Source organism: Flavobacterium sp. AC267, from assembly GCF_979258715.1.
Map to the genome: position 1 here is coordinate 2,650,544 of NZ_OZ409875.1, position 25,601 is coordinate 2,676,144.

At 32.7% G+C, this 25,601-nt stretch carries 21 protein-coding genes and 3 pseudogenes; 13 read left to right on the top strand and 11 right to left on the bottom strand.

Annotated features, from left to right (window positions below; translation table 11 throughout):
- Positions 1 to 152 precede the first annotated feature (152 nt).
- Entirely contained in the window at positions 153 to 806 is a 654-nt protein-coding gene (locus ACZZ95_RS13910; protein WP_463469497.1) for a L,D-transpeptidase family protein, read from the bottom strand.
- Entirely contained in the window at positions 790 to 1,701 is a 912-nt protein-coding gene (locus ACZZ95_RS13915) for a L,D-transpeptidase family protein (RefSeq protein WP_463469498.1), read from the bottom strand. The genes ACZZ95_RS13910 and ACZZ95_RS13915 overlap by 17 nt, the downstream gene beginning before the upstream one ends.
- A gap of 292 nt (positions 1,702 to 1,993) precedes the next feature.
- Here ACZZ95_RS13915 and ACZZ95_RS13920 point away from each other — a divergent pair, with 292 nt between their 5' ends.
- From ACZZ95_RS13920 to ACZZ95_RS13940, 5 genes are all read left to right on the top strand, one after another.
- A complete protein-coding gene (locus ACZZ95_RS13920; RefSeq protein WP_463469499.1) occupies positions 1,994 to 2,308 on the top strand; it encodes a cobalamin-dependent protein in 315 nt (104 codons plus the stop codon).
- Between the two features lie 23 nt (positions 2,309 to 2,331).
- Complete coding sequence (locus tag ACZZ95_RS13925) at positions 2,332 to 5,436, top strand: methylmalonyl-CoA mutase family protein (protein WP_463469500.1); 3,105 nt, start codon at positions 2,332 to 2,334, stop codon at positions 5,434 to 5,436.
- Between the two features lie 150 nt (positions 5,437 to 5,586).
- Entirely contained in the window at positions 5,587 to 6,822 is a 1,236-nt protein-coding gene (locus ACZZ95_RS13930) for a hypothetical protein (protein WP_463469501.1), read from the top strand.
- Positions 6,737 to 7,417: a glucosaminidase domain-containing protein gene (locus tag ACZZ95_RS13935; RefSeq protein ID WP_463469502.1), complete on the top strand. Its 681-nt coding sequence runs from the start codon at positions 6,737 to 6,739 to the stop codon at positions 7,415 to 7,417. The genes ACZZ95_RS13930 and ACZZ95_RS13935 overlap by 86 nt, the downstream gene beginning before the upstream one ends.
- A gap of 102 nt (positions 7,418 to 7,519) precedes the next feature.
- A complete protein-coding gene (locus ACZZ95_RS13940; RefSeq protein ID WP_463469503.1) occupies positions 7,520 to 8,098 on the top strand; it encodes a hypothetical protein in 579 nt (192 codons plus the stop codon).
- A gap of 419 nt (positions 8,099 to 8,517) precedes the next feature.
- On the opposite strand, the gene ACZZ95_RS13945 is transcribed toward ACZZ95_RS13940, so the two are convergent.
- The 6 genes and pseudogenes from ACZZ95_RS13945 to ACZZ95_RS13970 all read right to left on the bottom strand — a co-directional run bounded on the left by ACZZ95_RS13945 (position 8,518) and on the right by ACZZ95_RS13970 (position 12,376).
- Complete coding sequence (locus tag ACZZ95_RS13945) at positions 8,518 to 9,009, bottom strand: GNAT family N-acetyltransferase (protein ID WP_463469504.1); 492 nt, start codon at positions 9,007 to 9,009, stop codon at positions 8,518 to 8,520.
- Between the two features lie 244 nt (positions 9,010 to 9,253).
- Positions 9,254 to 9,478, bottom strand: coding sequence for a hypothetical protein (locus tag ACZZ95_RS13950; RefSeq protein WP_463469505.1), 225 nt, complete (start codon positions 9,476 to 9,478; stop codon positions 9,254 to 9,256).
- The gene (locus tag ACZZ95_RS13955) at positions 9,429 to 9,617 is read right to left on the bottom strand and encodes a hypothetical protein (RefSeq protein WP_463469506.1); all 189 of its coding nucleotides are present in this window, start codon (positions 9,615 to 9,617) and stop codon (positions 9,429 to 9,431) included. Before ACZZ95_RS13955 ends, ACZZ95_RS13950 begins: the two co-directional genes overlap by 50 nt.
- A gap of 425 nt (positions 9,618 to 10,042) precedes the next feature.
- Positions 10,043 to 10,444, bottom strand: coding sequence for a T9SS type A sorting domain-containing protein (locus tag ACZZ95_RS13960; RefSeq protein WP_463469507.1), 402 nt, complete (start codon positions 10,442 to 10,444; stop codon positions 10,043 to 10,045).
- A gap of 609 nt (positions 10,445 to 11,053) precedes the next feature.
- A pseudogene (locus ACZZ95_RS13965) lies at positions 11,054 to 11,459 on the bottom strand (T9SS type A sorting domain-containing protein).
- Between the two features lie 551 nt (positions 11,460 to 12,010).
- Positions 12,011 to 12,376: a DUF3244 domain-containing protein gene (locus tag ACZZ95_RS13970; RefSeq protein ID WP_095953136.1), complete on the bottom strand. Its 366-nt coding sequence runs from the start codon at positions 12,374 to 12,376 to the stop codon at positions 12,011 to 12,013.
- 450 nt (positions 12,377 to 12,826) lie between these two features.
- On the opposite strand from ACZZ95_RS13970, the pseudogene ACZZ95_RS13975 reads away from it, so the two are divergent.
- From ACZZ95_RS13975 to ACZZ95_RS13990, 4 genes and pseudogenes are all read left to right on the top strand, one after another.
- Positions 12,827 to 13,700: pseudogene (locus ACZZ95_RS13975) on the top strand (AraC family transcriptional regulator).
- Positions 13,701 to 14,094: 394 nt separating this feature from the next.
- Complete coding sequence (locus ACZZ95_RS13980) at positions 14,095 to 14,880, top strand: alpha/beta hydrolase (protein ID WP_463469508.1); 786 nt, start codon at positions 14,095 to 14,097, stop codon at positions 14,878 to 14,880.
- A gap of 88 nt (positions 14,881 to 14,968) precedes the next feature.
- Positions 14,969 to 15,265, top strand: coding sequence for a hypothetical protein (locus tag ACZZ95_RS13985; protein ID WP_463469509.1), 297 nt, complete (start codon positions 14,969 to 14,971; stop codon positions 15,263 to 15,265).
- On the top strand, positions 15,252 to 15,497 hold the full coding sequence (locus ACZZ95_RS13990; protein WP_463469510.1) for a hypothetical protein: 246 nt from the start codon (positions 15,252 to 15,254) through the stop codon (positions 15,495 to 15,497). Before ACZZ95_RS13985 ends, ACZZ95_RS13990 begins: the two co-directional genes overlap by 14 nt.
- 78 nt (positions 15,498 to 15,575) lie before the next feature.
- Here ACZZ95_RS13990 and ACZZ95_RS13995 read toward each other — a convergent pair whose 3' ends face one another.
- Together ACZZ95_RS13995 and ACZZ95_RS14000 are read right to left on the bottom strand one after the other, a co-directional pair.
- Complete coding sequence (locus ACZZ95_RS13995) at positions 15,576 to 16,544, bottom strand: TerC family protein (RefSeq protein ID WP_463469511.1); 969 nt, start codon at positions 16,542 to 16,544, stop codon at positions 15,576 to 15,578.
- A 335-nt stretch (positions 16,545 to 16,879) separates the two neighbouring features.
- Positions 16,880 to 17,897 (bottom strand): annotated as a pseudogene (locus ACZZ95_RS14000) (glutamine synthetase beta-grasp domain-containing protein).
- Between the two features lie 428 nt (positions 17,898 to 18,325).
- On the opposite strand from ACZZ95_RS14000, the gene ACZZ95_RS14005 reads away from it, so the two are divergent.
- The 3 genes from ACZZ95_RS14005 to ACZZ95_RS14015 all read left to right on the top strand — a co-directional run bounded on the left by ACZZ95_RS14005 (position 18,326) and on the right by ACZZ95_RS14015 (position 22,540).
- Entirely contained in the window at positions 18,326 to 20,515 is a 2,190-nt protein-coding gene (locus ACZZ95_RS14005) for a glutamine synthetase III family protein (RefSeq protein WP_463469512.1), read from the top strand.
- Positions 20,516 to 20,917: 402 nt separating this feature from the next.
- Positions 20,918 to 22,096: an AIR synthase related protein gene (locus ACZZ95_RS14010; protein WP_463469513.1), complete on the top strand. Its 1,179-nt coding sequence runs from the start codon at positions 20,918 to 20,920 to the stop codon at positions 22,094 to 22,096.
- 87 nt (positions 22,097 to 22,183) lie between these two features.
- Complete coding sequence (locus ACZZ95_RS14015; RefSeq protein ID WP_463469514.1) at positions 22,184 to 22,540, top strand: hypothetical protein; 357 nt, start codon at positions 22,184 to 22,186, stop codon at positions 22,538 to 22,540.
- A gap of 21 nt (positions 22,541 to 22,561) precedes the next feature.
- Here the strand turns inward: ACZZ95_RS14015 and ACZZ95_RS14020 are convergent, their stop codons facing one another.
- Positions 22,562 to 23,185: a M949_RS01915 family surface polysaccharide biosynthesis protein gene (locus ACZZ95_RS14020; RefSeq protein WP_463469515.1), complete on the bottom strand. Its 624-nt coding sequence runs from the start codon at positions 23,183 to 23,185 to the stop codon at positions 22,562 to 22,564.
- Positions 23,186 to 23,311: 126 nt separating this feature from the next.
- Here ACZZ95_RS14020 and ACZZ95_RS14025 point away from each other — a divergent pair, with 126 nt between their 5' ends.
- The gene (locus ACZZ95_RS14025; protein WP_463469516.1) at positions 23,312 to 25,597 is read left to right on the top strand and encodes a GH92 family glycosyl hydrolase; all 2,286 of its coding nucleotides are present in this window, start codon (positions 23,312 to 23,314) and stop codon (positions 25,595 to 25,597) included.
- The last annotated feature ends 4 nt before the right edge of the window (positions 25,598 to 25,601 follow it).

Sequence of the window (25,601 nt, forward strand, 5' to 3'; positions counted from 1 at the left end):
TAGGGCAAAATTAATATGCCTGACAAGGTGTTTTTGCCTGTAAAAGGTTTTAAAATAATAAGTTAAGCTTTTTTTTATTTCTGAAATTGAATAAAAAAAGAGAGAAATTACCATAGAATGATAATTTCTCTCTAAAAATTAATAAAATTATATTATTGAGCGGCTACTGAACTTTCAGGATTGAACTCTTTATCTTTTTCATATACATCTTGGAAGAAACCAATTTCTCCATTTTCATTTACCAATGATGTAAAATAGGTAATATAGATAGGAACTTTTTTAGATAATTTAAAACTGTTTTCAGCTTTACCATCCATTGCTTTGTCGATTTTAGTCGCTGTCCATTCTGGATAATCTTGTAACATTGCAACGGCCAATTCTTTAGCTAATTTTACATTAATACAACCGTGGCTGAAAGTTCTTTTTTCGAAATCGAATAAAGTTTTAGAAGGTGTATCATGCATATAAATATCGTCTGGATTTGGAAACATAAATTTTACCAAACCTAACGAATTATCTGGACCTGGTTTTTGTCGAACTTGTCCTTTTACCATTTCCATATTTTTTTCTGCAAGATAATTTGGATCTGAAGCGATTTTAGATTTAAGTTCGTTTTGTACAATACTTTGAGGAACTGTCCAATAAGGGCTGAAAACGATTCTGTCAATTTCACTGTTAAAGATCGTTGTTTTAGTCAAAGGAGCTCCAACAAAAACACTTGAAGTTAATTGTACTTTTCCGTTTTTCACATAAACCAATTCATACGAAGGAACGTTTACCAAAACATATTCATCGCTTGCGAGCAATTTGAGCGGCAATCGCACGGCATCTTTCCATATTCAGCGATAAAGTTTCCATTTTATCAGAAAGCGGAATATTCATTTCATTAATATGTTCTTCTGCAAGGATATAATTAGGTTTAAATCCGTTACGAACTTTATATTTCATAACAGCATCCATTAGTTCACGGTCATAAAAATCGCTTTTAGAATCATGTTTTAAATCACCCATTAAATACAATCTCGTTCTTACTTGCGCAATTGTGTTTGAAACTGCATCTGGACGCAATTCTTTATATGGAGTTTCCGTAACAATGGGTTTCCATTTATGCGTTTTTTCAATTCTTTTATATTTTGTTAGTACATCCTGTAGTTTATAGTACTGTTCAAATTGCACTTTTTCATCTGTTGAGGCAACCGCAGTTGCTTCTTCGATTGTGCTGTAGTTTAAGAAGTCTTTCAGCGTTTCGTTGTAAGACAATTTTTTCTTATCTGCATTACTTTTTTTAGTGTACAATACATATAGTGAACTTAAAAGCATGTCAGCGTCGGTTTTTGAAAGCTTTGTTTCTGATGAGTTATCAAATAATTGATCAATCTCTTTTTGATAGGGAATAATTAGATCGTTTGTTTTTTTTGCTTTTTCATATAAAACAGTTCCAAACTCATTGATATCATTTTCATCAAACCAAATAGATCCCAGGGTTCTGTTTTTATATAATGACATGACATCAGATTTATATTTTTTCAAATCGGAATATCTCTTAAAGAAGTCGTTTGAAATTTCGTTTACATCTGAATTGTAAACTGCCGCATTCGTTAAAGTTCTTTTATTTGTAGGAGTATTATTTTCAATTCCATTGAAAGAAAATATAAAGAAACTCAAACTTAAAATTAGAGTGAATGAATAAAATGTTTTCATTTTTTAAATTTTTACGTTAGTACTTTTTTTATGTAAGTGGTTGGGTAAAAATTGGGGCTTTTCTACAATGCTAAATTACGCTACAGTGCCTTCAAACATGTTTCCTGATTTTATTTAAATGTTGCGAAATTGCCATGTCTTTATGCTTTCATTAACTATATCAATTAGTTACGTAAAAAATTGCCCGTTGGGTTTACGAAATCGATTTATTTTTGTTAAGATAAGCTTATAGTAATGATCGAATATTAAAATATTTTGTAAATTGCCTCCATAAAATTATCATATTCATAAAATGGAACAACAAATACCATATATTCCTAAAAATAAAGTAAGAATTGTAACAGTCGCTTCACTTTTTGACGGTCACGATGCCGCGATAAACATTATGCGCCGTATTATCCAGTCAACAGGAGTTGAGGTAATTCATCTCGGTCACGACAGAAGTGTCGAAGAAGTGGTGAATACCGCTATTCAGGAAGATGCTAATGCGATTGCAATGACGTCTTACCAAGGAGGACACAATGAATACTTTAAATATATGTATGATCTGCTTCACGAAAAAGGAGCGGGACATATTAAGATATTTGGCGATGGCTGCATGGTGTAATTCTGCCAAGCGAGATTTCAGAATTGCATGAATATGGTATTACTAGAATTTATTCTCCAGACGACGGCCGTTCTTTAGGACTGCAGGGAATGATTAATGATTTGGTTGAACGTTCTGATTTTCCTATAGGAGATCAATTAAACGGAGAAATTGATTATATCGAAAATAAAATACCCACAGCAATTGCACGTCTGATTTCATCGGCAGAAAATTTCCCAGAAATTGCAAAATCTGTTTTTGATAAAATTCATGAAAGTAATGCCAATTCTAAAATTCCAGTTTTGGGAATTACAGGAACGGGTGGTGCCGGAAAATCTTCATTGGTTGACGAATTAGTCCGCCGTTTTTTAATTGATTTTCCAGAAAAAACGATAGGATTGGTTTCTGTTGATCCTTCAAAAAGAAAAACGGGAGGAGCACTTTTAGGAGACAGAATTAGGATGAATGCTATTAATAATCCAAGAGTTTATATGCGTTCGCTGGCAACACGTCAGTCGAATCTGGCTTTGTCTAAATATGTAGCCGAAGCGATTCAGGTTCTAAAAGCGACAAAATACGATTTGATTATTTTGGAAACTTCAGGAATTGGTCAGTCTGATACCGAAATCATGGATCATTCTGATGTATCCTTATATGTAATGACACCAGAATTTGGAGCGGCGACACAATTGGAAAAAATTGATATGCTTGATTTTGCCGATTTAGTAGCTTTAAATAAATTTGATAAAAGAGGCGCGCTGGATGCTTTGCGCGATGTAAAAAAACAATATCAGCGCAATCATAATTTATGGGATAAAAATCCAGATGAAATGCCGGTTTTTGGAACGATTGCTTCGCAGTTTAACGATCCCGGAATGAACACGCTTTACAAAGCGATTATGGATAAAGTGGTTGAAAAAACCGATTCTGATTTGAAATCGACTTTTGAAATCACCAAAGAAATGAGCGAGAAAATATTCGTGATTCCGCCACACAGAACACGTTATTTATCTGAAATTGCAGAGAATAACAGATCTTATGATGAAATCGCACTTTCGCAAAGAAAAGTAGCGCAGAAATTATACGGAATTTTCAAAACCATTGAATCGGTTTCTGGGAAAGTTCCGCAAATTACTAAAGCAGGAATTGATGATTCTACAGTTTTACCAAGCGCAGTCGAAGCGCACGACGAAAACAGAATCTTTTTAAATCTTTTACTCAATCAATTTGATAAAGTAAAAATGGACTTAGATCCGTACAATTGGGAAATTATCCTGAATTGGGATGAAAAGGTTGCGAAATACAAAAATCCAGTTTACTCTTTTAAAGTTCGCGATAAAGAAATCAAGATTGCAACGCACTCTGAAAGTTTATCGCATTTACAGATTCCGAAAATTGCTTTACCTAAATATGAAGGCTGGGGCGATATCTTGCGTTGGAATTTACAGGAAAATGTTCCTGGCGAATTTCCATTTGCTTCGGGATTATATCCGTTTAAACGTGAAGGTGAAGATCCGTCGCGAATGTTTGCGGGCGAGGGCGGACCAGAAAGAACCAACAAGCGTTTTCATTACGTAAGTGCGGGAATGCCTGCCAAACGACTTTCGACTGCTTTTGACAGTGTTACTTTATACGGAAACGATCCAGATTTGCGTCCGGATATTTACGGAAAAATTGGAAATGCAGGAGTTTCAATCTGCTGTTTAGACGATGCTAAAAAACTATATTCAGGTTTCGATTTGGTTCATGCCTTAACTTCGGTAAGTATGACCATTAACGGGCCTGCGCCAATGTTATTAGGTTTCTTTATGAATGCCGCAATCGATCAGCAATGTGAGATTTATATCAAAGCAAATGATTTAGAAAAAGAAGTTGAGGCAAAAATCAACAATTTATATAAAGAAAAAGGAATCGAAAAACCGAAATACCAAGGCGATTTACCAGAAGGAAACAATGGTTTAGGATTAATGCTTTTGGGCGTAACTGGAGATCAGGTTTTACCTTTGGACATTTATAACGAAATAAAAGTAAAAACGTTATCGCAGGTTCGCGGAACAGTTCAGGCCGATATTTTAAAAGAAGATCAGGCGCAGAATACTTGTATTTTCTCAACCGAATTTGCTTTGCGATTAATGGGCGACGTTCAGGAATATTTTATTACCAAAAACGTTCGTAATTTCTATTCGGTTTCTATTTCTGGATATCATATTGCTGAGGCGGGAGCAAACCCAATTACGCAATTGGCGTTTACGCTTTCGAATGGTTTCACTTACGTGGAATATTATTTGAGCCGTGGAATGAACATCAACGATTTTGGACCCAATTTATCGTTCTTCTTCTCAAATGGAGTAGATCCAGAATATTCAGTAATTGGACGTGTGGCGCGTAAAATTTGGGCAAAAGCCATGAAAAACAAATACGGAGCCAACGAAAGAGCACAAATGCTGAAATATCACATTCAGACTTCAGGACGTTCGTTACACGCGCAGGAAATTGATTTCAACGATATTAGAACGACTTTACAGGCTTTGTATGCGATTTATGATAACTGTAATTCATTGCACACCAATGCTTACGACGAAGCAATTACAACGCCAACAGAAGAATCGGTACGTCGTGCCATGGCAATTCAGTTGATTATTAATAAAGAATTAGGTTTAGCGAAAAACGAAAACCCAATTCAAGGTTCGTTTATTATAGAAGAATTAACCGATTTGGTTGAAGCGGCAGTTCTTCAGGAATTCGACAGAATCACAGAAAGAGGAGGAGTTCTTGGCGCAATGGAAACAATGTATCAAAGATCTAAAATTCAGGAAGAAAGTTTGTATTACGAAACCTTAAAACACAATGGAGATTTCCCAATTGTGGGTGTAAATACTTTCTTGAGTTCAAAAGGTTCGCCAACGGTAATTCCGGCAGAAGTCATTCGTGCCACCGAAGAAGAAAAACAATATCAAATTACGATGTTGGATAATCTGCACAATTTCCACGAAGCAAAAGTTAATGAGCATTTAAACACGTTACAGCAAGCCGCTATTAAAAACGAAAACTTATTCGATCATTTAATGGAGGCTACAAAGGTTTGTTCTTTGGGTCAGATTACTTCGGCGCTGTTTGAGGTTGGTGGGCAGTATAGAAGGAATATGTAAATTTTACTGTTTTATAATTTATGGAAAACCTCTCAGGAATGGGAGGTTTTTTTGTTTAGTAAAACAAAAGCTTACTGAAACTATTGAATACGGTAAGTTGAAATTTTTCAAAACAGAAAAAGTAAGATTAATTTTACTTTAAAAAAGATAATGCCTAAAAATGTAATTCACAATTTCGATATTGTAATAAAGAATAACGCAAGTTCACAGAGTTCAGAGTATTTAAAAGAAATCTTCCTAAAAGAACTGGCAAAAGTTTCAAAAAAAATGAGTCAGGGAAAAGATATAGAACAGCTATGGCAAGAATATCAAAATAACAGTGTTTTCACTTCTTCAAATATCTCAACAGAAAGAATTGAAAATAATACTTTAGAAGGAATTCAAAGTCCAATTATATCAACTTTAAAGAAAACAAAACAAGATTTCAATATTTCAGAAGGAACTCTTGAATTTGGTTTTTTTAAGACCCTAGATAATATTGATAAGGTAATAGAGTCTTTACAAGTAAATAATATTTATTCTCGAACACTAAAAGAGGAAAACGTTTTAGAAAACTTAAGTAACAGTCTAACCTCTCAAATATATATTACTAGTGTGTCAACAGAACAAAGTCTTTTAATTCCATCAAAAATTATAATGACTGATAATGAGACTTATTCAGGTGTAATTAAAACGGAACTCAAAAAGAAATTAAATGTAGAATTGATTGAAAAAGAAATTGACTTAAAAAATTACGAAACGACTATTCCTAAAGATATAGATAACAAAAGAGATAAAGAATATTTTGCTCAACAAGGAAATATTGATAAAGAGGATAAAAGTGAGAATCTATATAAAATTTCTGAAAGCTCTATTAATAATATGAGTTGGAAAAAAGTAAGTGACTTGATGATTTTTAAATTATTGGAGTTGTCGAAAGAAGAAAAAAATATATATTTGAAAGAAAATTACGATGTTTTAATTAAAAAGATTAGATCACCTAATTTAAATATTCAGCAATTATTTTCAGAACATGAAGAATTGTTCTTATTGCTAAAAACGGTTTTTCCAGATTTGCCAGAAAAAATAACATTTCAAACACAAAAGACTGTATATCCCGATTTAGGCCTTCAAAAAATGTATCCTGAGATTGGAGTAGAGAATATGTATTTTAAAGCTTCAGGAACTTCATCAGATAATATAAATTATCAGTTTAAACTAAAAGAAGATTATAATAAAAGAAGATTAATAGATTCGATTGAAAAAGATCCGGAAAATCCATTACATCATCAATTTTTAATTGCAACGGCCCTTCAAATCTATGATGCTCGCAAAATCAAAAGGAGCTACTGGAAAAGGAGCTTTATTAATAATGGCTCAGGCAAGTATAGAATCTGGCTATGGTAAAGATGCTATTCGTAGAGGAGACTATAATTTGTTTGGAACTTCAACTACAGGTAATGATTATAAAGTAAAAAATTCTCAAATTAAAATTAAGGACTATTCAAATGTAGGTGGTTATGATGCCTCTATTAAAGACTATTTTATCGGTAAATTTAAAAAATGGCCAGGCATCGAAAAAGTGATTAAAAATGAAAATTTCACAGATGACGATATAAATAAAGCTTTTTATACAGGAATATATATAGAAGATGAAAAAACTAGAAATAAAACTGGACACGGTGCGTATAATTTTGAGGATGTAAAAACTTCAAAACCTGATGGAAAAGGAACTATAATTTCAAATAATAATAAATATGGTGAAGTATTAGTGAAACAAATGGTTGATTTTAAGAAAAGATTAATTAACAGTATAGATTATCAAATAAAGAAAAATAGAAAAGAAATTACTAAAATAAATAAAAAGAAAGAGTCAAACAATTCTAATTTAAATAGAATAATATTAATTGAGCCTATAAAAGATTTTACTGATATAACAATCGAAATATTACAAAATGAAAATAAGAGATTAACAGAAATTAAAAAAGATATAGAAAATTAAGGATGAAAGTATATATATACAGTGTAATTATTTTACTATTGGCTTCCTGCGTTAACAAAAAGGCTGATAATGTTGATATAACAACAGCGCAGAAAAAAATTAATGATTCAATACAAAGAAAAAATTAATGATTCCATTAATACGGTAGCATTAGATACGATTTTTAGGAAAGAGAAAGATTTCTATTTGAAAATTCAGAAGTTAGAGAATGGTTTTTTAAAACTGGATTATAAATTAAAACATGACAAAAAAGAACATTCTTTCAAAATGAGATACTTTGATTATTCAGAAGTTGCGTTTCCAATAAATGGTATTGGTCATTTAGATTCAAAATATTTAAAATCAGAGAAATATTCCATTTACAAAGATAGCATATTAATATTGCCTATTGTGAGCATGCCTAATACACTTTCTTTGTATGTCATTGATTTGAAAAATGAAAAGAAACTAATGGATGATTTTAGAACATCGTTAATTTTTTTGTGGATCAGAACAAAAGATGGATTAGAGTTCATTAGGGCAGACAATCCTGTTGTGACTGATTCTACTTATAAATATACTTTAATAAAATGTAGGCTGAATTTGAACTATCTGGAAGATATTAAAGTAGACTCAATTGTTTTGAAGGAAGATATAAATACTGATTTGAAAAAACAGTATCAAATAATCAAAAATTTTTAGAAAAAATACAGCAAAATGTTTACAAACGGGGCGCCTGATCAAAATGCGATAAAAAATATTTGGCTTTATGAAAGCCCAAAAAATAAATAAGATGAAACGAAAGATTAAAAAAAGTATTTTATTAAGTCTTATTATAATAATATGTTTGATAATTTCATATTTATTTTATTGTATCAAAATTAAATCATCTAATAAATCTCAAGAAAAAGTTTGGAAAGAGCGTATTATGGAAACTAGTTAATATATCAAACCCGCTCCACAAAATATTCTCAATTGCTGTGGGAAGTCTCCTGAATTCGTACCCGTTCCAATAATCCATAAAGAATATGAAAATAATTTTGGAACGGAATATAGCGGCTGTCACCAATCTTTGCGCAATTACGGATCGAAATGACAAGTATTGAGTCTAAATGTTGCGGTTAAATAGTATCATCCATTTGGCTTACATCGCAACGCATGGTTGTGATTATTGGTTTAAAACCTGCTTTTTTATAAGCGTTGACTGTCGCCTCATTGTCATGATATACGTCTAATCTAACCTCGGTTATTCCTTGAGATAAAACCCATTTTTTAAGATGGTTAATTAAAAGATTAATAAGACCTCGTCCTCTAAACTGGGGATCTACATACATAAAGCCCAGATACCCGAAAAATTCATGTTTTTGATAGGGTTTAGCTGATCGGATTTGAGCATATCCACAACCAACAATTTGATTGTTTATGTCTATAACCAAAACTTCTGAGTTGCTGTCTAAAATAAGCTCCTGTATATCATAATAAAAAATTTCTCCTTCCTTTAAGGTAACGTCGAAGGGTCTTTCTGCACGTACTAAAAATTGTAAAAATTCGGCAAGTTTAGGTAAATCATTATTCACCGCTGGCCTGATCAATATGTCTTTATTTTCATTCATATTTCAAATATATTGAAAATAAATTTTTCCTGCTCGTGGAACGCAAAGTTTACCCTCTCCAGTTTGTCATTTCTGACCGAAGGGAGAAAGCGCAGTAGAAAGTCGACATTGTAAATCGCCAATCTTTGCGGAGCTATTTCTGGAGATTTCTCTCCCGAAGTCTCGGGATCGAAATGACAAGATTGTGGTTAATTTTTATTAAAAGTTATAAATAAAAAAGCACCAGCCAAATGACTGATGCTTTCTAACTTTTTGGGCAAAAAGAGTGGGTTAACGGCGAAATCCTGGACTTACGTTCACAGATTCGTCTAATTTCACTGCTTTTACCTTTTTTGCAAGCAACTTTAATTTCGTGTTTCGCAACTTTGTCGTTTGCTTTCAATTCAAGAACATAAGTTCCCGCAGGAAAACTTTCTAAACTAATTGTTTTTGAAACCTCCAATTTGTTTGTCGCAGCTGTCTCCTGCATAAAGTAAATTGTGATTCTCGTCGTAGATAGAGAAAGATGAATTCTCAACAGTGTCTAAAGTAAAGCTAACTACTTTTCCGTTTCCTGTTTTTATATTTAAAATATAATCACCTTTTCCATCAATGGCATAGGTAAACACAGTCGCTAAAAAAAAGGCGACGAACTAAACCAGCTTTGGTAAATTTTGTCATGTTTTTTTTAATTGTTAATTACTAAATGTGGAACGCGTAAAACTACAAATACAAATTTAATTTTTAGCAAAATTTTAGCATTTTTAGATACTTAAGTTGCTGAATTGTAATCATATCAGTATTTTGTTTGAACTATGTACGTAATTACTGGGCTCGTGGTTTGTTAAGTTTTAATTATTTTTTAACGTTTAAAAATCAAAGATTTGAATTTATAAGAATATTTTTTCAGAAAGAGATTTAGTGTAAAAAACACATTTAATTTTGAGTAAAAAAAACAGCTCCGTAACCAACCGCGAGCTGTTTCTCTTCTTCAACAATAAAATATTTTAATTTTTTCTAACCTTATTTTATACCTTCTGAAAGTATAAAATTTTTAGCGTGCGACAACGTTTGAATTTTTAGCAAAACCAGCTTTGTAAACTGAAGAAAACGCAGTTCTAGATAATGAAGCATTATCATTGATTGTGATTTCATATTTTGCTTTTTTTACGTTGTCTTCAACTTCTAAAAAGTAAGTTCCTTCTGGGAATTCTTCTAAGCTGAAAGTTCTTAAAATTCCTTCTTTACCCGAAGCGCTTTCAGAATAAATAAGTGTTCCGTCCTTGTCATAAATAGCTAAATTGGCTTTCTGTACTTTATTAAGTGCGAAAGTGATCGTTTTTCCATTAGCTTTTAATACGTGAAGATTAAATTCTCCATTTCCGTCAATTGCGTAAGTGCTTATTCCAGTGAATAGCAACGCCGCTACTAAACTCAATTTTGCAATCTTTTTCATGGTACTTAGTTTTTAAATTAATAGTTCTAATTCTCTGATGCTAAATTACTTATGAATTACATGAAAAAGCGCAACTGTGTTTTCTTATTTCTATGCTATATTCTCATTTACGAAACCGTTATAGGTTAAAACGTGAATTATTTTTAACGTTTTTGTTAATTCAGTTATTATTATTCAATGTTTTGCTTGATTTTAAGTTGGCAATTGAATGAGGAATTATTTATAAAAACTAGGTGAGTTTTTAACCTCAAAGAGCACTAAGATCTACGCAAAGCACGCTAAGTTTTTTTGATTAAGTTTTAAATAAAAAAGTTCGCAAAGCTATTTGGATAAGGCCTTGTGAACTTTGAGATTGCGAAATCTTAAACAAAAAACTTTGTTGTCCTTTGCGGTAAATATCTTTGCGTCCCGAGGCTTCGGGAATTGGGTAATCTTAGGGTCTTTGCGGTAAAAAAAAAACAGTAACTATAAAGCAAAAAAAAACAGTAACTATAAAGCAAAAAAAAACAGCTCTATAACCACAAAGAGCTGTTTTTAAAACTTAAAAAGTTTTTAAACTTTACTAACTATCTAACCTCACTTTTATACTTTATGAGAGTATAAACTTTTTTAGCGTGTTGCCACACTTGTATTTTTACCAAAACCTGATTTGTAAACTGAAGAAACTGCATTTTGAGATAATACAGAAACAGTATCAGTTACTTTAATTTCATATTTTGATTTTTTCATATTGTCTTCAATTTCCAAGAAATAAGTTCCTTCTGGGAATTCTTCCAGGCTAAAAGTTCTTAAGATTCCTTCTTTGCCAGAAGCGCTTTCAGAATATATAAGAGATCCGTCTTTATCATAAATTGCTAAGTTCGCTTTCTGAGTCTGATTCAAACCGAAAGTGATCGTTTTTCCATTAGCTTTTATAACATGAAGATTAAAGTCTTCAGTTCCATCAATTGCGTAAGTGTTAATTCCAGTAAAAAACAACAGCCGCTACTAAACTCAATTTGATAATCGTTTTCATGGTACTTAGTTTTTAAATTAATAGTTCTAATTCTCTGATGCTAAATTACTTCTGTTGTAAGTGAAAAAGCACAACTATATTTTCCTATTTATATGCTGTATTCTCATTTACGAAACCGTTATAGGTTAAAATTTGAATTATTTTTATCCTTTTCGTTAATTCAGTTATTATTTTTCAACGTTTTTCTTGATTTTTAATTTACATTGATTTAATAATTTCTTTATAAATGTAGGAATTGATTAATAGGTTTAACCGCAAGGCACGCAAAGATTTTATAAAACGCAACCCCGAAGCCTCGGGACGCAAAGCTTTGTAAATAAAACTTTGCGTCCCGAGGCTTCGGGATTGCGTAAAACTTTGCGTGCTTCGCGGTTAAAACTATGCGATCCGAAAGTAAGGAGCAAAAAAAAACAGCTCAGTAACCACAAAGAGCTGTTTTTAAAACTTTTGAAAGTTTTTAACTTACTAACTATCTAACCTCACTTTTTATACTGTATTAGAGTATAAAATTTTAAGTGCTGTGAAGTAATGCACTTAACGTTAATATCTTCTTAGTATAATGAAGTGGTTCCTTTTGAAGACAAAACAGAACTATTTGCATTTACATTAATATCGTATTTTACTTTTTTGAAAGTATCAGCAACTTCTAAAATATATTTTCCTTGAGGAAATTCTTCTAAGCTGAAAGTTCTTAAAATTCCTGCTTTACCAGAAGCATTCTCAGTATAGATTAAATTACCATTTGTATCATATATACTAATAACTGCTTTCTGAAGTTGGTTAATACCAAAAGCAATTACCTTGCCATTTCCTTTTAATACATGAAGATTTAAAGCTTCATTTCCATCAATTGCATAAGTACTCATTCCAGTTAGAAGTACCGCACATACTAAACTTAATTTCATAATCTTTTTCATATTCCTAGGTGTTTAAATTTTTAGTTCAATTCTCTGATGCAAAGTTATAGCGAGCATGTGTGTTATTTTAACATCTATATTTTCCAATTTATGTGCTATATTCTCATTTGCGAAACCGTTATAGGTTAAAATTTGATTTTAATTAGGTATTTTTGTTAATTTGATTGTTATTTTTCAATGTTTTGTCAAAACCGAATACATCCTAAAATTACCGTATTTCTTACAAAATTTAACATATTTGTATAAAATCACGTTTTAAATGAGATTAATAAAAAAAATAGTGGAAAAAAAAATCAGACCCCAAAAAAAAGACGATTTTGGTATTGAATTCTCAGTTAAGAAAATGTGATTTTAATGTAAAATTCGCATTTGCGAAACCGTTATAGGTTAAAATTTAAATTATTTTAGGTATTTTTGTTAAATTTGCTATTATTTTTTAAAGAAATTATCATGAAGACAATTGCCCCAGCTCTTGAAGTGATAACTAACTCATACGGAAGTTCTTTTACCTACACTAAACACGCCGAAAAGACCAATAGCAAAGCTCATTTATGGCATTATCATCCAGAGATTGAGTTGGTTTATATAAATGGCGGGGCAGGGAAAAGACAAATAGGAAGCCACGTTTCTTATTACACGAATGGTAGTTTACTTTTAATAGGAGCCAATTTGCCCCATTGCGGTTTTACAAATGAAAATACAGGTAATACAAACGAAACTGTAATTCATATAAAACCTGAATTTTTAGGAAGCGATTTTTTTGTCGCGCCCGAAATGAAAAAAGTTCAGAATATTTTGAATCAGGCTAAAGGCGGTATCGCTTTTGGCGGTGAAACAAAAAAAGAGAATAGGAAAGAAAATTGAAATGATGGAGAATGAACCTCCGTTTCAACGTTTGATCACACTTTTAAGTGTTTTGGACGAATTGGAATCGGCTGAGGATTACACCATATTGAATGCCGACGGATTTTCGTTAGAATTACAGACTCAGGATAACGACCGTATTAATGTGGTTTTTAATTTTGTGAAAGACCATTTTCAAGAATCTATTTCAATAGATGAGGTTTCGAGTTTGGTTAGTATGACAACGCCTTCTTTCTGCCGTTATTTTAAAAAGATATCCAATAAAACATTTACGGAGTTTGTAAATGAATATCGTTTGGTCCATGCTTCTAAACTTTTGGCAGAACAGCCAATGAGTATTAATGAGGTTTGTTATGAAAGCGGTTTTAACAACTTCAGCCACTTTAGTAAATCGTTTAAACAGTATACGGGTAAAAGCGCATCGCAATACCGTCATGAGCATAAGATTATAATCAGCTAGTTTTTGATTTACCTTATAATAGCACGAATCGATAAAAATATATAAATCCGATTGATATAATTTCAATCGGATTTTTTTTGCCGCAGATTTCACAGATTAAAACGATTTTATTTTCCTAATCTGCTAAATGTGCGAGAGTAAATTTTCCCGCAGATTAAGCAGATCGAGCAGATTTAATCTAAGGCAAACAATTCGTGCTAGTTTGTGAAGTTCGTGGCAAACAAAAAAAAACACATAGTCGGATTTTTCATATATTTTATTCTGAAAAAAGGTATATTTACAAACCCTAATCAGAAAAAATATATCAAAATGAAGAAATTTAAATTGCTTTTGTCTGCAATTTTGCTTTGTCTTACCACCATGACATATGCGGCAAAAGTAGACACTTTACAAGTTGCCAGCACCGCTATGGGGAAAACCTATAAAGTCAGGGGTAGTTTTACCCAATTCTTATGCTAAAGGCAAAACGACTTATCCTGTCATGTATTTACTGCATGGAGCATATGGACATTTTAGCGACTGGCTTAAAAATACTCCAAACAAAAAATTAGTTCACAGTCTTGCCGACCAATACAATATGATTATTGTAATGCCAGAAGGGGAGACGTTTAGTTTTTATCTAGATAGTCCTGTGAATAAAGAGAGTCAGTTTGAGACTTTTATTACGCAGGAAGTTATTCAGAAAGTAGATAAAACCTACCGAACCATTAGCAATAGAAATGGACGCGTTATTACAGGTTTGTCTATGGGCGGACACGGTGCTTTGTATTTATCGGCTAAACATCCCGATTTGTTTTGTGCGGCAGGAAGTATGAGCGGCGCTGTAGATATGAGTACAATGCTAAACAGAGATTCTTCTGCTCAGGTAGTTAAATTAATGCGACCTGTTTTTGGAGATAAAAGTGGTAACACAGAATTATACGAACAAAATTCTGTTTTAAGAATGGCAGATAAATTAAAAGCTAACAAATTGCCGCTGATTATAGATTGTGGTGTTGATGATTTTTTAATTGAACCTAATAGAGAATTGCATAGAAGATTGGTTTATACAAAGGTAGATCATGATTACACAGAACGCCCAGGAGCACATACTTGGGATTATTGGGAAAACTCACTTCCGTATCATGTATTATTTTTTAATAAAATATTAGCTAGAAATCAGGTGACTGTGAAAAAATAAGGACATTTTTATGGTAAAATAAGCCAAATCACTTTTTTTGGTTTAATTTTTGGAATACCTTTATATATAATCCTTAAAAAAAATAATTATGAAAAAGATACTTACCTTATTCGCTGTTGTTGGTTTAATAGCGTTTTCGAGTTGTGAAGGGCCAGAAGGGCCAATGGGGCCTCCGGGATATGATGCGCCTGTTGCTGAAGTTTTTGAACTTCAAAACGTAAATTTTGATTTTAATAGCGATGATGGTTATAATATTTATAGAAAATTAACTCCAAATATTGTGGATTCTGATGTTGTGTTGATTTATAGATTAGCAGGAACGGTTAATCCTACAACTCCAATTTGGCGACGAAATTCCAAGAACACTTTATGTGTCTCAAGGTGAGCTTGATTATGATTTTGATTTTAGTAGAGCAGATTTTACAATCTATGCGGGAGGGACTTATGACTTGGCATTGACTCCTGATCTTATTAGAAATCAAACTTTTAGAATTGTAATTGTTCCAGGTGATTTTTCAACAACAGGAAAATCTGTTAGTAAGCCTGATTATTCTGATTACAATGAAGTAATTAAAAGATATAATATCGACGATAGTAATGTTAAGAAATTAAACTAAGATTTATATTAGCATAAAACAAAAAAAAGGAAATCGCAAGGTTTCCTTTTTTTTTGTGAATATATGTTTCAAAAGATATTATTCTTTCTCTGAATCTGTAAGTACTTTTTCTTCTCCAAATTTTAACGAAACCAGAATTCCAACTAAAAGCGATAGAGCGATAAATCCTAAAGACGCCCATTCTGGAACGTGGAAGAAATCATGAAGCGACATTTTTAATCCCACAAAAGCTAAAATTGCAACTAAGCTGTATTCTAAGTAACTGAATTTAGCCAGCATATTTGCTAAGAAGAAATACATAGAACGCAATCCAAGAATAGCAAAAATATTAGAACTGAATACTAAAAACGGATCTGATGTAATTGCTAAAATTGCTGGAACACTGTCTACGGCAAAAAGAACGTCCATAACTTCAATTACAATTAAAGCAACGAAAAGCGGGGTAGCGGCTTTTTTACCTTTTTCGGTTAAAATGAAAAATTTCTCATTCTCCATGTGCGAAGTAATCGGAATAATTTTTCCTAAAGCTTTGTATACGAATGAATCTTTTGGGTGAAAATCTTCTTCTTCTCCAGAAAATAACATTTTTAAAGCCGTAAATACCAAGAAGATTCCAAAGACATAAGTTGTCCAAGTAAATTTATTGATCAGCATTACTCCAAAGAAAATCATTAAACCGCGGAAAACAATAGCGCCTAGAATTCCCCAGAATAAAACGCGATGCTGGTATTTTTGCGGAATTTTAAAGGAAGCAAAAATAATGGCAATCACAAAGATGTTGTCTACACTTAACGAAAGTTCTATCAAATAACCCGTAATAAACTTCATGGCAGCAACCGAGGGCTTTAAACCATCTGGATTGGCAATATAATCTGTAGTGTAAAGCCAATAAATTACTCCTGAAAACAGGAAAGACAAAGTAACCCAGACAAGGGTCCATTTGCTGGCTTCTTTAGTACTAATAATATGTGGCGTTTTGTTGAAGACACCTAAGTCTAAAGCAAGAATAAAAACTACAGCAAGTAAAAAGAGAGTCCAGACTATCATGATAATTTTTTTTAATTGATCTACAAAGATAAGTTATGATGTTTAACTTAAAAATTAATTTTATAAGAAACTTAGGTTTAAATTACGTAAATTTTCTTAAATCTTAAAGGTAAAATGTGATAAGGTTCTCGACTTCGCTCGAACCGACATTTTGTGAAATTATTTTAGAGAGAACTTTGTCAAAGTTTAAACTTTGACAAAGCTGATAGCAACTAAGATCGTTAATTGTCGTTACAAGTTTGTCACATTGAGCGAAGTAGAAATGCTTGTTTTTTATAAATAAAAAAAGTGCCAACATTACGATGGCACTTTTAAAATATAATTTAAGCTTTGAATTATAGCGCTGATTTAACAGTTTTGATAATTCTTGCGAGCAATTTTGTATGGATCTCCGTTTGAAGCTGGTCTTCTGTCTTCCAACCATCCTTTCCATCCTTTTTGAACAGTCATTAAAGGAATTCTGATAGAACATCCTCTGTCTGAAACTCCATAAGAGAAATCGTGGATAGAAGCAGTTTCGTGTTTACCAGTTAAACGTTGGTCATTGTAAGCTCCGTAAACCGCGATGTGCTCAGCAGTTACAGGACGGAAAGCCTCACAAATTCTTTCGTAAGTAGCTTGGTCTCCACACGTTCTTAACACCTCGTTAGAGAAGTTAGCGTGCATTCCAGAACCATTCCAGTCTGTATCTCCTAGAGGTTTTGGGTGATATTCAATATAGTAACCATATTTCTCAGTCAAACGATCTAATAAGTAACGAGCAACCCAGATTTCGTCTCCAGCTTTTTTAGCACCTTTAGCGAATAATTGGAATTCCCATTGTCCGCATGCAACCTCTTGGTTAATACCTTCAAAGTTGATTCCAGCAACAATACATAAGTCAGCATGCTCTTCTACTAATTTTCTTCCGTGAGTGTTTTTTCCACCTACAGAACAGTAGTACATACCTTGTGGAGCAGGATAACCTCCAACAGGGAAACCTAATGGCAATAAAGTTTTAGTATCCATGATGAAATACTCTTGTTCGAAACCAAACCAAAAATCATCATTATCATCATCAATTGTAGCTCTACCGTTAGAAGGGTGTGGTGTTCCATCAGCATACATAACTTCAGACATTACTAAATATCCGTTGATACGAGTTGGATCAGGATAGATTGCAACAGGAACCAAAAGACAGTCAGAAGAACCACCTTCAGCTTGTTTTGTTGATGAACCATCAAATGACCAATTTCCAAGTTCTTCTAATGTTCCTTTGAAATTTTCATGTTCTTCAACTTTAGTTTTACTTCTAAGATTTTGAGTTGGTTCATATCCATCTAACCAAATGTACTCTAACTTAATTTTAGCCATAATAATATAAATTAATTTTTTTGTTTTTTTTCGTTGGGTCAAATATAGATTTATTTTTTTAGTCCTAAAAATTAGGGGGCTATTTTGTTTAACGAACTATAATTTTTTGGATAAGCGCAATTTTGTTGGGGGTATATTTTTAAAAAAGCAATTTTAATTACCTTAAAAAAATAAATTCGTAATAATTAAGGCCCTTTTTTGAATTTCTGAGTTAAGAAATTATGAAAAAATGTTTATTTAATCAATATTACCGCACAGTTTTGTTATATTTCTTCCGTTTCAATTAATTATTCTTTAAAATACGGTTCTTCCATTGAAAAATCATTGGCTAAAATTCTCTAATTTATGTTTAAAACAGGTCTTTTTATTGTTTATATTTGTCGATCCTTTTTTAATGAAAATTAGTACGAATTTTAAAATTTACATACATGTCAACATTACGTTTTCAAGCTTTAAAAGAAGCTTCTACAAGAAAGCCGGTACATTTTGAAGAGATTGATAGAAAATCAAATCTTTTTGGTTCAAATGTGTTTAATGAAAAAGCAATGAAGCAATATTTAACTTCTGATGCTTTAAAAGGAGTTAGAGATGCCATTCAGCATGGAACGAAGATTGACAGAAAGCTGGCCGATTATATTGCTATGGGCATGAAAGAATGGGCTCTTGCAAAAGGGGTTACGCATTATACACACTGGTTTCAGCCTTTAACGGGAACAACGGCAGAAAAACACGATGCTTTTTTTGATATATCTTATGATGGAAGCGATCCTGTAGAAAAATTTGGCGGAGCACAATTGGTTCAACAAGAACCAGATGCTTCTAGTTTTCCAAACGGCGGAATTAGAAATACTTTTGAGGCAAGAGGTTATACCGCTTGGGACCCCACTTCGCCAGCCTTTATATATGGTACAACATTATGTATTCCGACAGTTTTCATCGCGTACACGGGTGAAGCTTTAGATAATAAAATACCTTTATTAAGAGCATTATCTGCGATCGATGAAGTCGCTACAGAAGTTTGTAAATATTTTGATAAAAACGTAAAAAAAGTAACAGCAACTTTAGGCTGGGAGCAGGAATATTTCTTGATCGACAAAGCATTGGCAAATTCGCGTCCTGATTTAATGATGACAGGAAGAACCTTATTAGGACATACCTCTGCAAAAGGACAGCAGTTAGACGATCATTATTTTGGATCAATCCCAACTCGTGCTCTTACTTATATGAGAGACTTGGAGCAGGAATGTATGTTATTAGGTATACCAGTTAAAACACGTCACAACGAAGTAGCACCAAATCAGTTTGAGCTGGCACCTATTTTTGAAGAGACAAATCTTGCCGTAGATCATAACTCTTTATTAATGGATGTTATGCGGCACGTTGCAGAACGTCATGACTTTAAAGTATTATTTCACGAAAAACCATTTAAAGGAGTAAACGGTTCAGGAAAACACAACAACTGGTCATTGGCAACAGATACTGGAGTTAATTTATTAAGTCCAAGTAAAACGCCAATGAGCAATTTACAGTTTTTGACTTTCTTTATAAATACAATAAAAGCGGTAAACGATTATGAAACTTTGTTAAGAGCTTCTATTGCAACAGCAAGTAACGATCATAGATTAGGAGCTAATGAGGCACCGCCGGCAATTATTTCGGTTTTTATTGGAGCGCAATTATCAAAAGTATTGTCTGAATTAGAAAGTGTAACAACGGGAAAATTATCTCCAGAAGAAAAAACAGATTTAAAACTAAATGTTGTTGGTAAAATTCCAGACGTATTATTAGATAATACAGACAGAAACAGAACTTCTCCTTTTGCTTTTACAGGAAATAAATTTGAATTTAGAGCCGTTGGTTCAAATTCAAACTGTTCAAACGCAATGACAACTTTGAATGCAATTGTAGCAAAACAATTAAAAGACTTTAAAAATGAGGTAGAAAATTTGATCGAGTCGAAAGACATGAAAAAAGATGATGCTATTTTTAATGTACTTAGAGAATATATCAAACAATCTAAGAAGATTCTTTTTGAAGGCGACGGTTACAGCGATGCATGGGAAAAAGAAGCGACAAAAAGAGGATTGAGCAATTTTAAAACAACTCCAGAAGCAATAAAAGCGAAAATTTCTAAACAAGCTCTTGATTTATTTGATGAATTAGGAATTCTAAATCACGTTGAAGCCGAAGCTCGCTACGAAATTGAACTGGAAGAATACACTAAAAAAATCCAGATTGAGGGAAGAGTTTTGGGTGATATTGCAAGAAACCATGTAATTCCGACTGCGATTCGTTACCAAAATACATTAATTGAAAACGTAAAAGGATTAAAAGAAATCTTCGGAAAAGAGTTTGAAACCATTGCTAGCGAACAAATTGTGCTGATTAAAGAAATTTCGGGTCATATAGAAGGTATAAATTCTAAAGTACTGGCAATGACAAACGAAAGAAAAAAAGCAAATCAATTGACAGATGCTCAAAAAATGGCTGAAGCATATTGCAATAAAGTGAAACCTTATTTTGAGGATATTCGTAATCACTGCGATAAATTAGAACTATTGGTTGATGACGAAAGCTGGACGTTAACAAAATATAGAGAGTTACTGTTTACAAAATAGTTTTTTGTAAGCTTCAGAGAAGCGAGATATTTATAGTATTAATTTAAATACAAAGTAATTTCCTTTTTTTATTTTAGAAATTATGAAGTTCATCGGGTTAGTCTTACAGTTCGTCGGAAAGATTGTAAGTTGTTGTAAAATAGATGTTTGTGTATGATTGTTATTGGGATAAGTTTTCTAATTTTGGTTAGATATTAGGATGTAGATTAATTTTTGAGGACTAATTACTGAAGGGTATTAAAAGTAGAAAATAGCAAGCCAAAAGCTTCATAACCAATTTTATTTAGGAAAATCGGCAGAAGATCATCTTCAGCCGATTTTTTTATTAATCAAATATTCAAATAAACCAAAGAATTAAAAAAAGGGATTATCTTTGCACCACATCAACACAAACTAATTTTCATGAGTTCAGATTCTAGCAAAAGGTACGCACAAAGAGGTGTTTCGGCATCAAAAGAAGACGTACACAACGCCATCAAAAATATTGACAAAGGTTTATTTCCACAGGCATTTTGTAAAATTGTTCCAGATTATTTAACGCAGGACGAAGAGCATTGCCTTATCATGCATGCCGATGGAGCAGGAACAAAATCATCTTTAGCCTACATGTATTGGAAAGAAACGGGAGATCTTTCGGTATGGAAAGGAATTGCTCAGGATGCATTAATTATGAATATTGATGACTTATTATGTGTTGGCGCAACAGATAATATTTTACTTTCTTCTACTATTGGAAGAAATAAAAACCTAATTCCAGCTGAAGTTATTTCGGCAATTATCAACGGAACAGAAGAATTAATCAACGAATTAAAATCGTTTGGCGTTACTATTCATTCAACAGGCGGTGAAACTGCAGACGTTGGAGACGTAGTTCGTACTATTATTGTAGATTCTACAGTAACAGCTCGTATGAAACGCGCTGATGTTGTAGACAATGCTAATATCAAGGCAGGAGATGTAATTGTAGGTTTAGCTTCTTTCGGCCAGGCTTCTTATGAAAAAGGCTATAATGGGGGAATGGGAAGTAACGGACTTACCTCTGCGCGTCATGATGTTTTCGGAAAATACTTGGCTAAAAAATACCCAGAAAGTTTTGATGCCGCAGTTCCAGAAGAATTAATCTATTCTGGTCAAGTAAATTTAACCGACGAAGTTGAAAACAGCCCGATTAATGCAGGTCAATTAGTGCTTTCTCCAACAAGAACTTATGCGCCAATTATCAAGAAAATTTTAGATAAATATACACCAAAAGATATACACGGAATGGTGCATTGCAGTGGAGGAGCACAGACAAAAATCCTTCATTTCGTGCAGAATTTACACGTTATAAAAGATAATTTATTTCCAGTACCGCCATTATTCAAGTTAATTCAAGAACAGTCAAAAACAGATTGGAAAGAAATGTATCAGGTTTTCAACTGTGGCCACCGTATGGAAATTTATGTTCCAGAAAATATTGCACAAGATATTATTGAAATTTCAAAATCATTCAATGTAGACGCTCAAATCGTGGGTAGAGTAGAAGCTTCAGATTCTAAAAAACTTACAATCAATAGCGAATACGGCAAATTTGAATATTAATTTTTTTCTGTAGAGACGCACAGCAGTGCGTCTTTCGGCATTTTAGACGCACTGCTGTGCGTCTCTACAACTTATAAAACGAGGTATATGTACGAATTACTTTTTTGGAAATATATAGACGAAATCTACTTGAACAATCAAGAAGTTTACGAAGCGCTTATTGAGAAACAAGAAGTAGAAGGTTTAGCCGTTCTTCAAATAGAAGTAATTGTAAACAGAATTAATTCTGTTTTTTCTGACTGGGAAAGAGTCGATGAAAACAGCTGGAAAAACCCAAAAGGAAAAGGGGCATTTCAGGTTGTTACAACTCCGCAAAGCATAAAAATTGACTGCTATGGCACAGAAGGAAAAACCATGAACAAACTAGTTGATGTCATGGAAGAATTCAAATGCCCGCTTTACGACCCTCAAGTTCCCGAACGTTATGATGAAATGAGTGAGTAAAATTGAAATTAACAATTAACACTATCCATCTTTCAAAAGCAGATCCTGTTCTTTTCTAAGTTTTATCACTAATTGATCAACATAAGTTTTTATTTTCTGTGGAAGTAAATTCCAATTGGCATCTTTTTTAAAACTTCTACAATCATCCAAATCGCATTCTACAGCTCTAATCACGTACTTTTTATTATTGTAAACCGTAATAATTTTTACACGTCTTATTAAATCATATTCTGTTCTAGTTCCGTACACAATTACAGGATCAATATAACCATCGCCGTCAAGATCTTTTGTACTGCAGTATTTTGTCCAAAACCATATTGTAGTTTCTTTCGGAATATAATCTTCCAGCAAATCATTAATTCGCCATTTTTCTAAAAATCCGCCGTGATCATTCATGACGCAAATTGCCTGAATTTTGGTATTCAGCGTATCTTTTTTAGAAATTGTCTTTTGATTTTCGGTGAAAACCAAATCATAAACACCTCCTTTATCATTATATTCAATTGCTTTGTAAATTGGAAAATCTGTAATCTCATTAAGTTCTCTTTGTGCAATCTGCTCTTTCGTTAATTTATAACTTTCCGTTTTCTGAGAGAAACCAAGAGTTGAATTAATTAAAATCAGGAACAATAATATTTTTTTCATTGAGATTTACTTTAGATGTTCAAAGATATTTAAATAGATTTTAGTTTAAAATTTTTTAAAAACTCTATTTTATTGTAATTTTCTAACCAGAAGTTACATTTTTAAATTCCTAAAACTAATCCAACTATGAGGTTATTAATACTTTTCTCGTTGTTCTTTTACAATCAGTTTATTAATGCACAAAAAATAACGACAACAGAAATTCACGAGCCAGTAGATTTTGTAAATCCGTTAATAGGAAGTGATTCTAAACCAGATCTTTCAAACGGAAATACTTATCCGGCGATAGCATTACCTTGGGGAATGAACTTTTGGACTCCGCAAACGGGAAAAATGGGCGATGGCTGGATTTATACTTATTCTGCAGATAAAATCCGCGGTTTCAAACAAACGCATGCACCTTCACCTTGGATGAACGATTACGGACAGTTTTCGATAATGCCCGTTACAGGAAAACCTGTTTTTAACGAAGACGAAAGAGCAAGCTGGTTTTCGCATAAATCTGAAATTGTAAAACCATATTATTACAGCGTTTATTTGGCAGATTATGATGTAACAACAGAAATAAGTCCGACAGAAAGAGTCGCTTATTTTAAATTTACGTTTCCAGAAAATGATAAATCATATATAGTTGTTGATGCATTTAATAAAGGATCTTATATCAAGATCATTCCCAATGAAAACAAAATAATAGGATATTCGACCAAAAATAGCAGAGGAGTTCCAACTAATTTCAAAAACTATTTTGTCATTCAGTTTGATCAGCCTTTTGAAGAAATAAATACTTTTAGTGATAAAACTTTAAAAAAGGAACAAGAAGTTACTTCAGATCATACTGGTGCCGTGGTTGGTTTTAAAACTAAAAAAGGACAAATTATTACGGCAAAAGTAGCGTCTTCATTTATAAGTTTTGAGCAGGCCGAATTAAACTTAAAAGAAATTGGTTCTAATGATTTTGAGACTATAAAAGAAAAAGGAAGAGCAATTTGGAATAAGAAACTGGGGACTATTATTACCGAAGGAGGAACAAAAGAACAAAATCAGGTTTTTTATTCTTGTTTGTACCGAACAATGCTTTTTCCGAGAAAATTTTTCGAATACGATAAAAACGGAAAGATAGTTCATTATAGTCCGTACAATGGAGAAGTAGCTCCAGGATACATGTTTACCGATACTGGATTTTGGGATACTTTCAGGGCGTTGTTTCCTCTCTTGAACATTCTAGAACCAGAGTTAAACTCCAATATTCAGGAAGGACTTTTGAATGCGTATAAAGAAAGCGGTTGGCTTCCAGAATGGGGAAGTCCGGGACTGCGCAACGTTATGGTTGGAAACAATTCAGCATCGGTTGTAGCAGAAGCTTATTTGAAAAATAAAAGCGCCTATAAATATGATATAGAAACTTTGTATCAGGCTTTGATTCATGGAGCAAATAACGAAGGACCGTTAAACGCTGTTGGGAGATTTGGAGTTAATTATTATAATAAACTTGGTTATGTTCCATATGACGTTTCTATTAACGAAAGTGCGGCACGAACCTTAGAATATGCTTATGATGATTTTTCGATTTATCAGCTCGGAAAGGCATTAGGAAAACCTAAAAAAGAAATAGAATTATACAGGAAAAGAAGTTTGAATTATAAAAATCTATTCGATCCTGAAACCAAATTAATGCGTGGTAAATTAGCCGATGGAAAATTTATGAGTCCGTTTAATCCATTTAAATGGGGAGATGCCTTTACAGAAGGAAACAGCTGGCATTACACCTGGTCTGTTTTTCATGATGTCGATGGTTTGATAAACCTGATGGGCGGAAAAGCAAAATTTGCGGCAAAACTAGATGAAGTTTTTTCATTAGAACCTATTTTCGATGAAGCGTATTATAAAGAAGTAATTCACGAAATTCGCGAAATGCAGATTGCCAACATGGGACAGTATGCGCATGGAAATCAGCCAATTCAACATATGATTTATTTATACGCTTACGCAGATGAACCTTGGAAAACACAATATTGGGTTCGGGAAACCATGAATAGAATGTACAAACCAACACCAGATGGTTATTGCGGGGATGAAGATAATGGACAGACTTCTGCGTGGTATGTATTTTCTGCCTTAGGATTTTATCCTGTATGCCCAACTTGCAGTGAATATGTTATTGGTGCTCCGTTGTTTAAGAAAGTCACGATCAATCTCGAAAACGGAAAACAAATTATAATCAATGCCAAAAATAACAGCGATCAAAATAAATATATTCAAAATACATCTTTAAACGGTGCAGAATATAATAAAAGCTATTTCTCGCATCAAGATTTAATGAACGGAGCAGTAATCGATTTTGAAATGAATAATACTCAAAATAAAATTGGAAAACCAAAAACAGCTCCATTTTCACTTTCTAAAGAAAAATAAATTA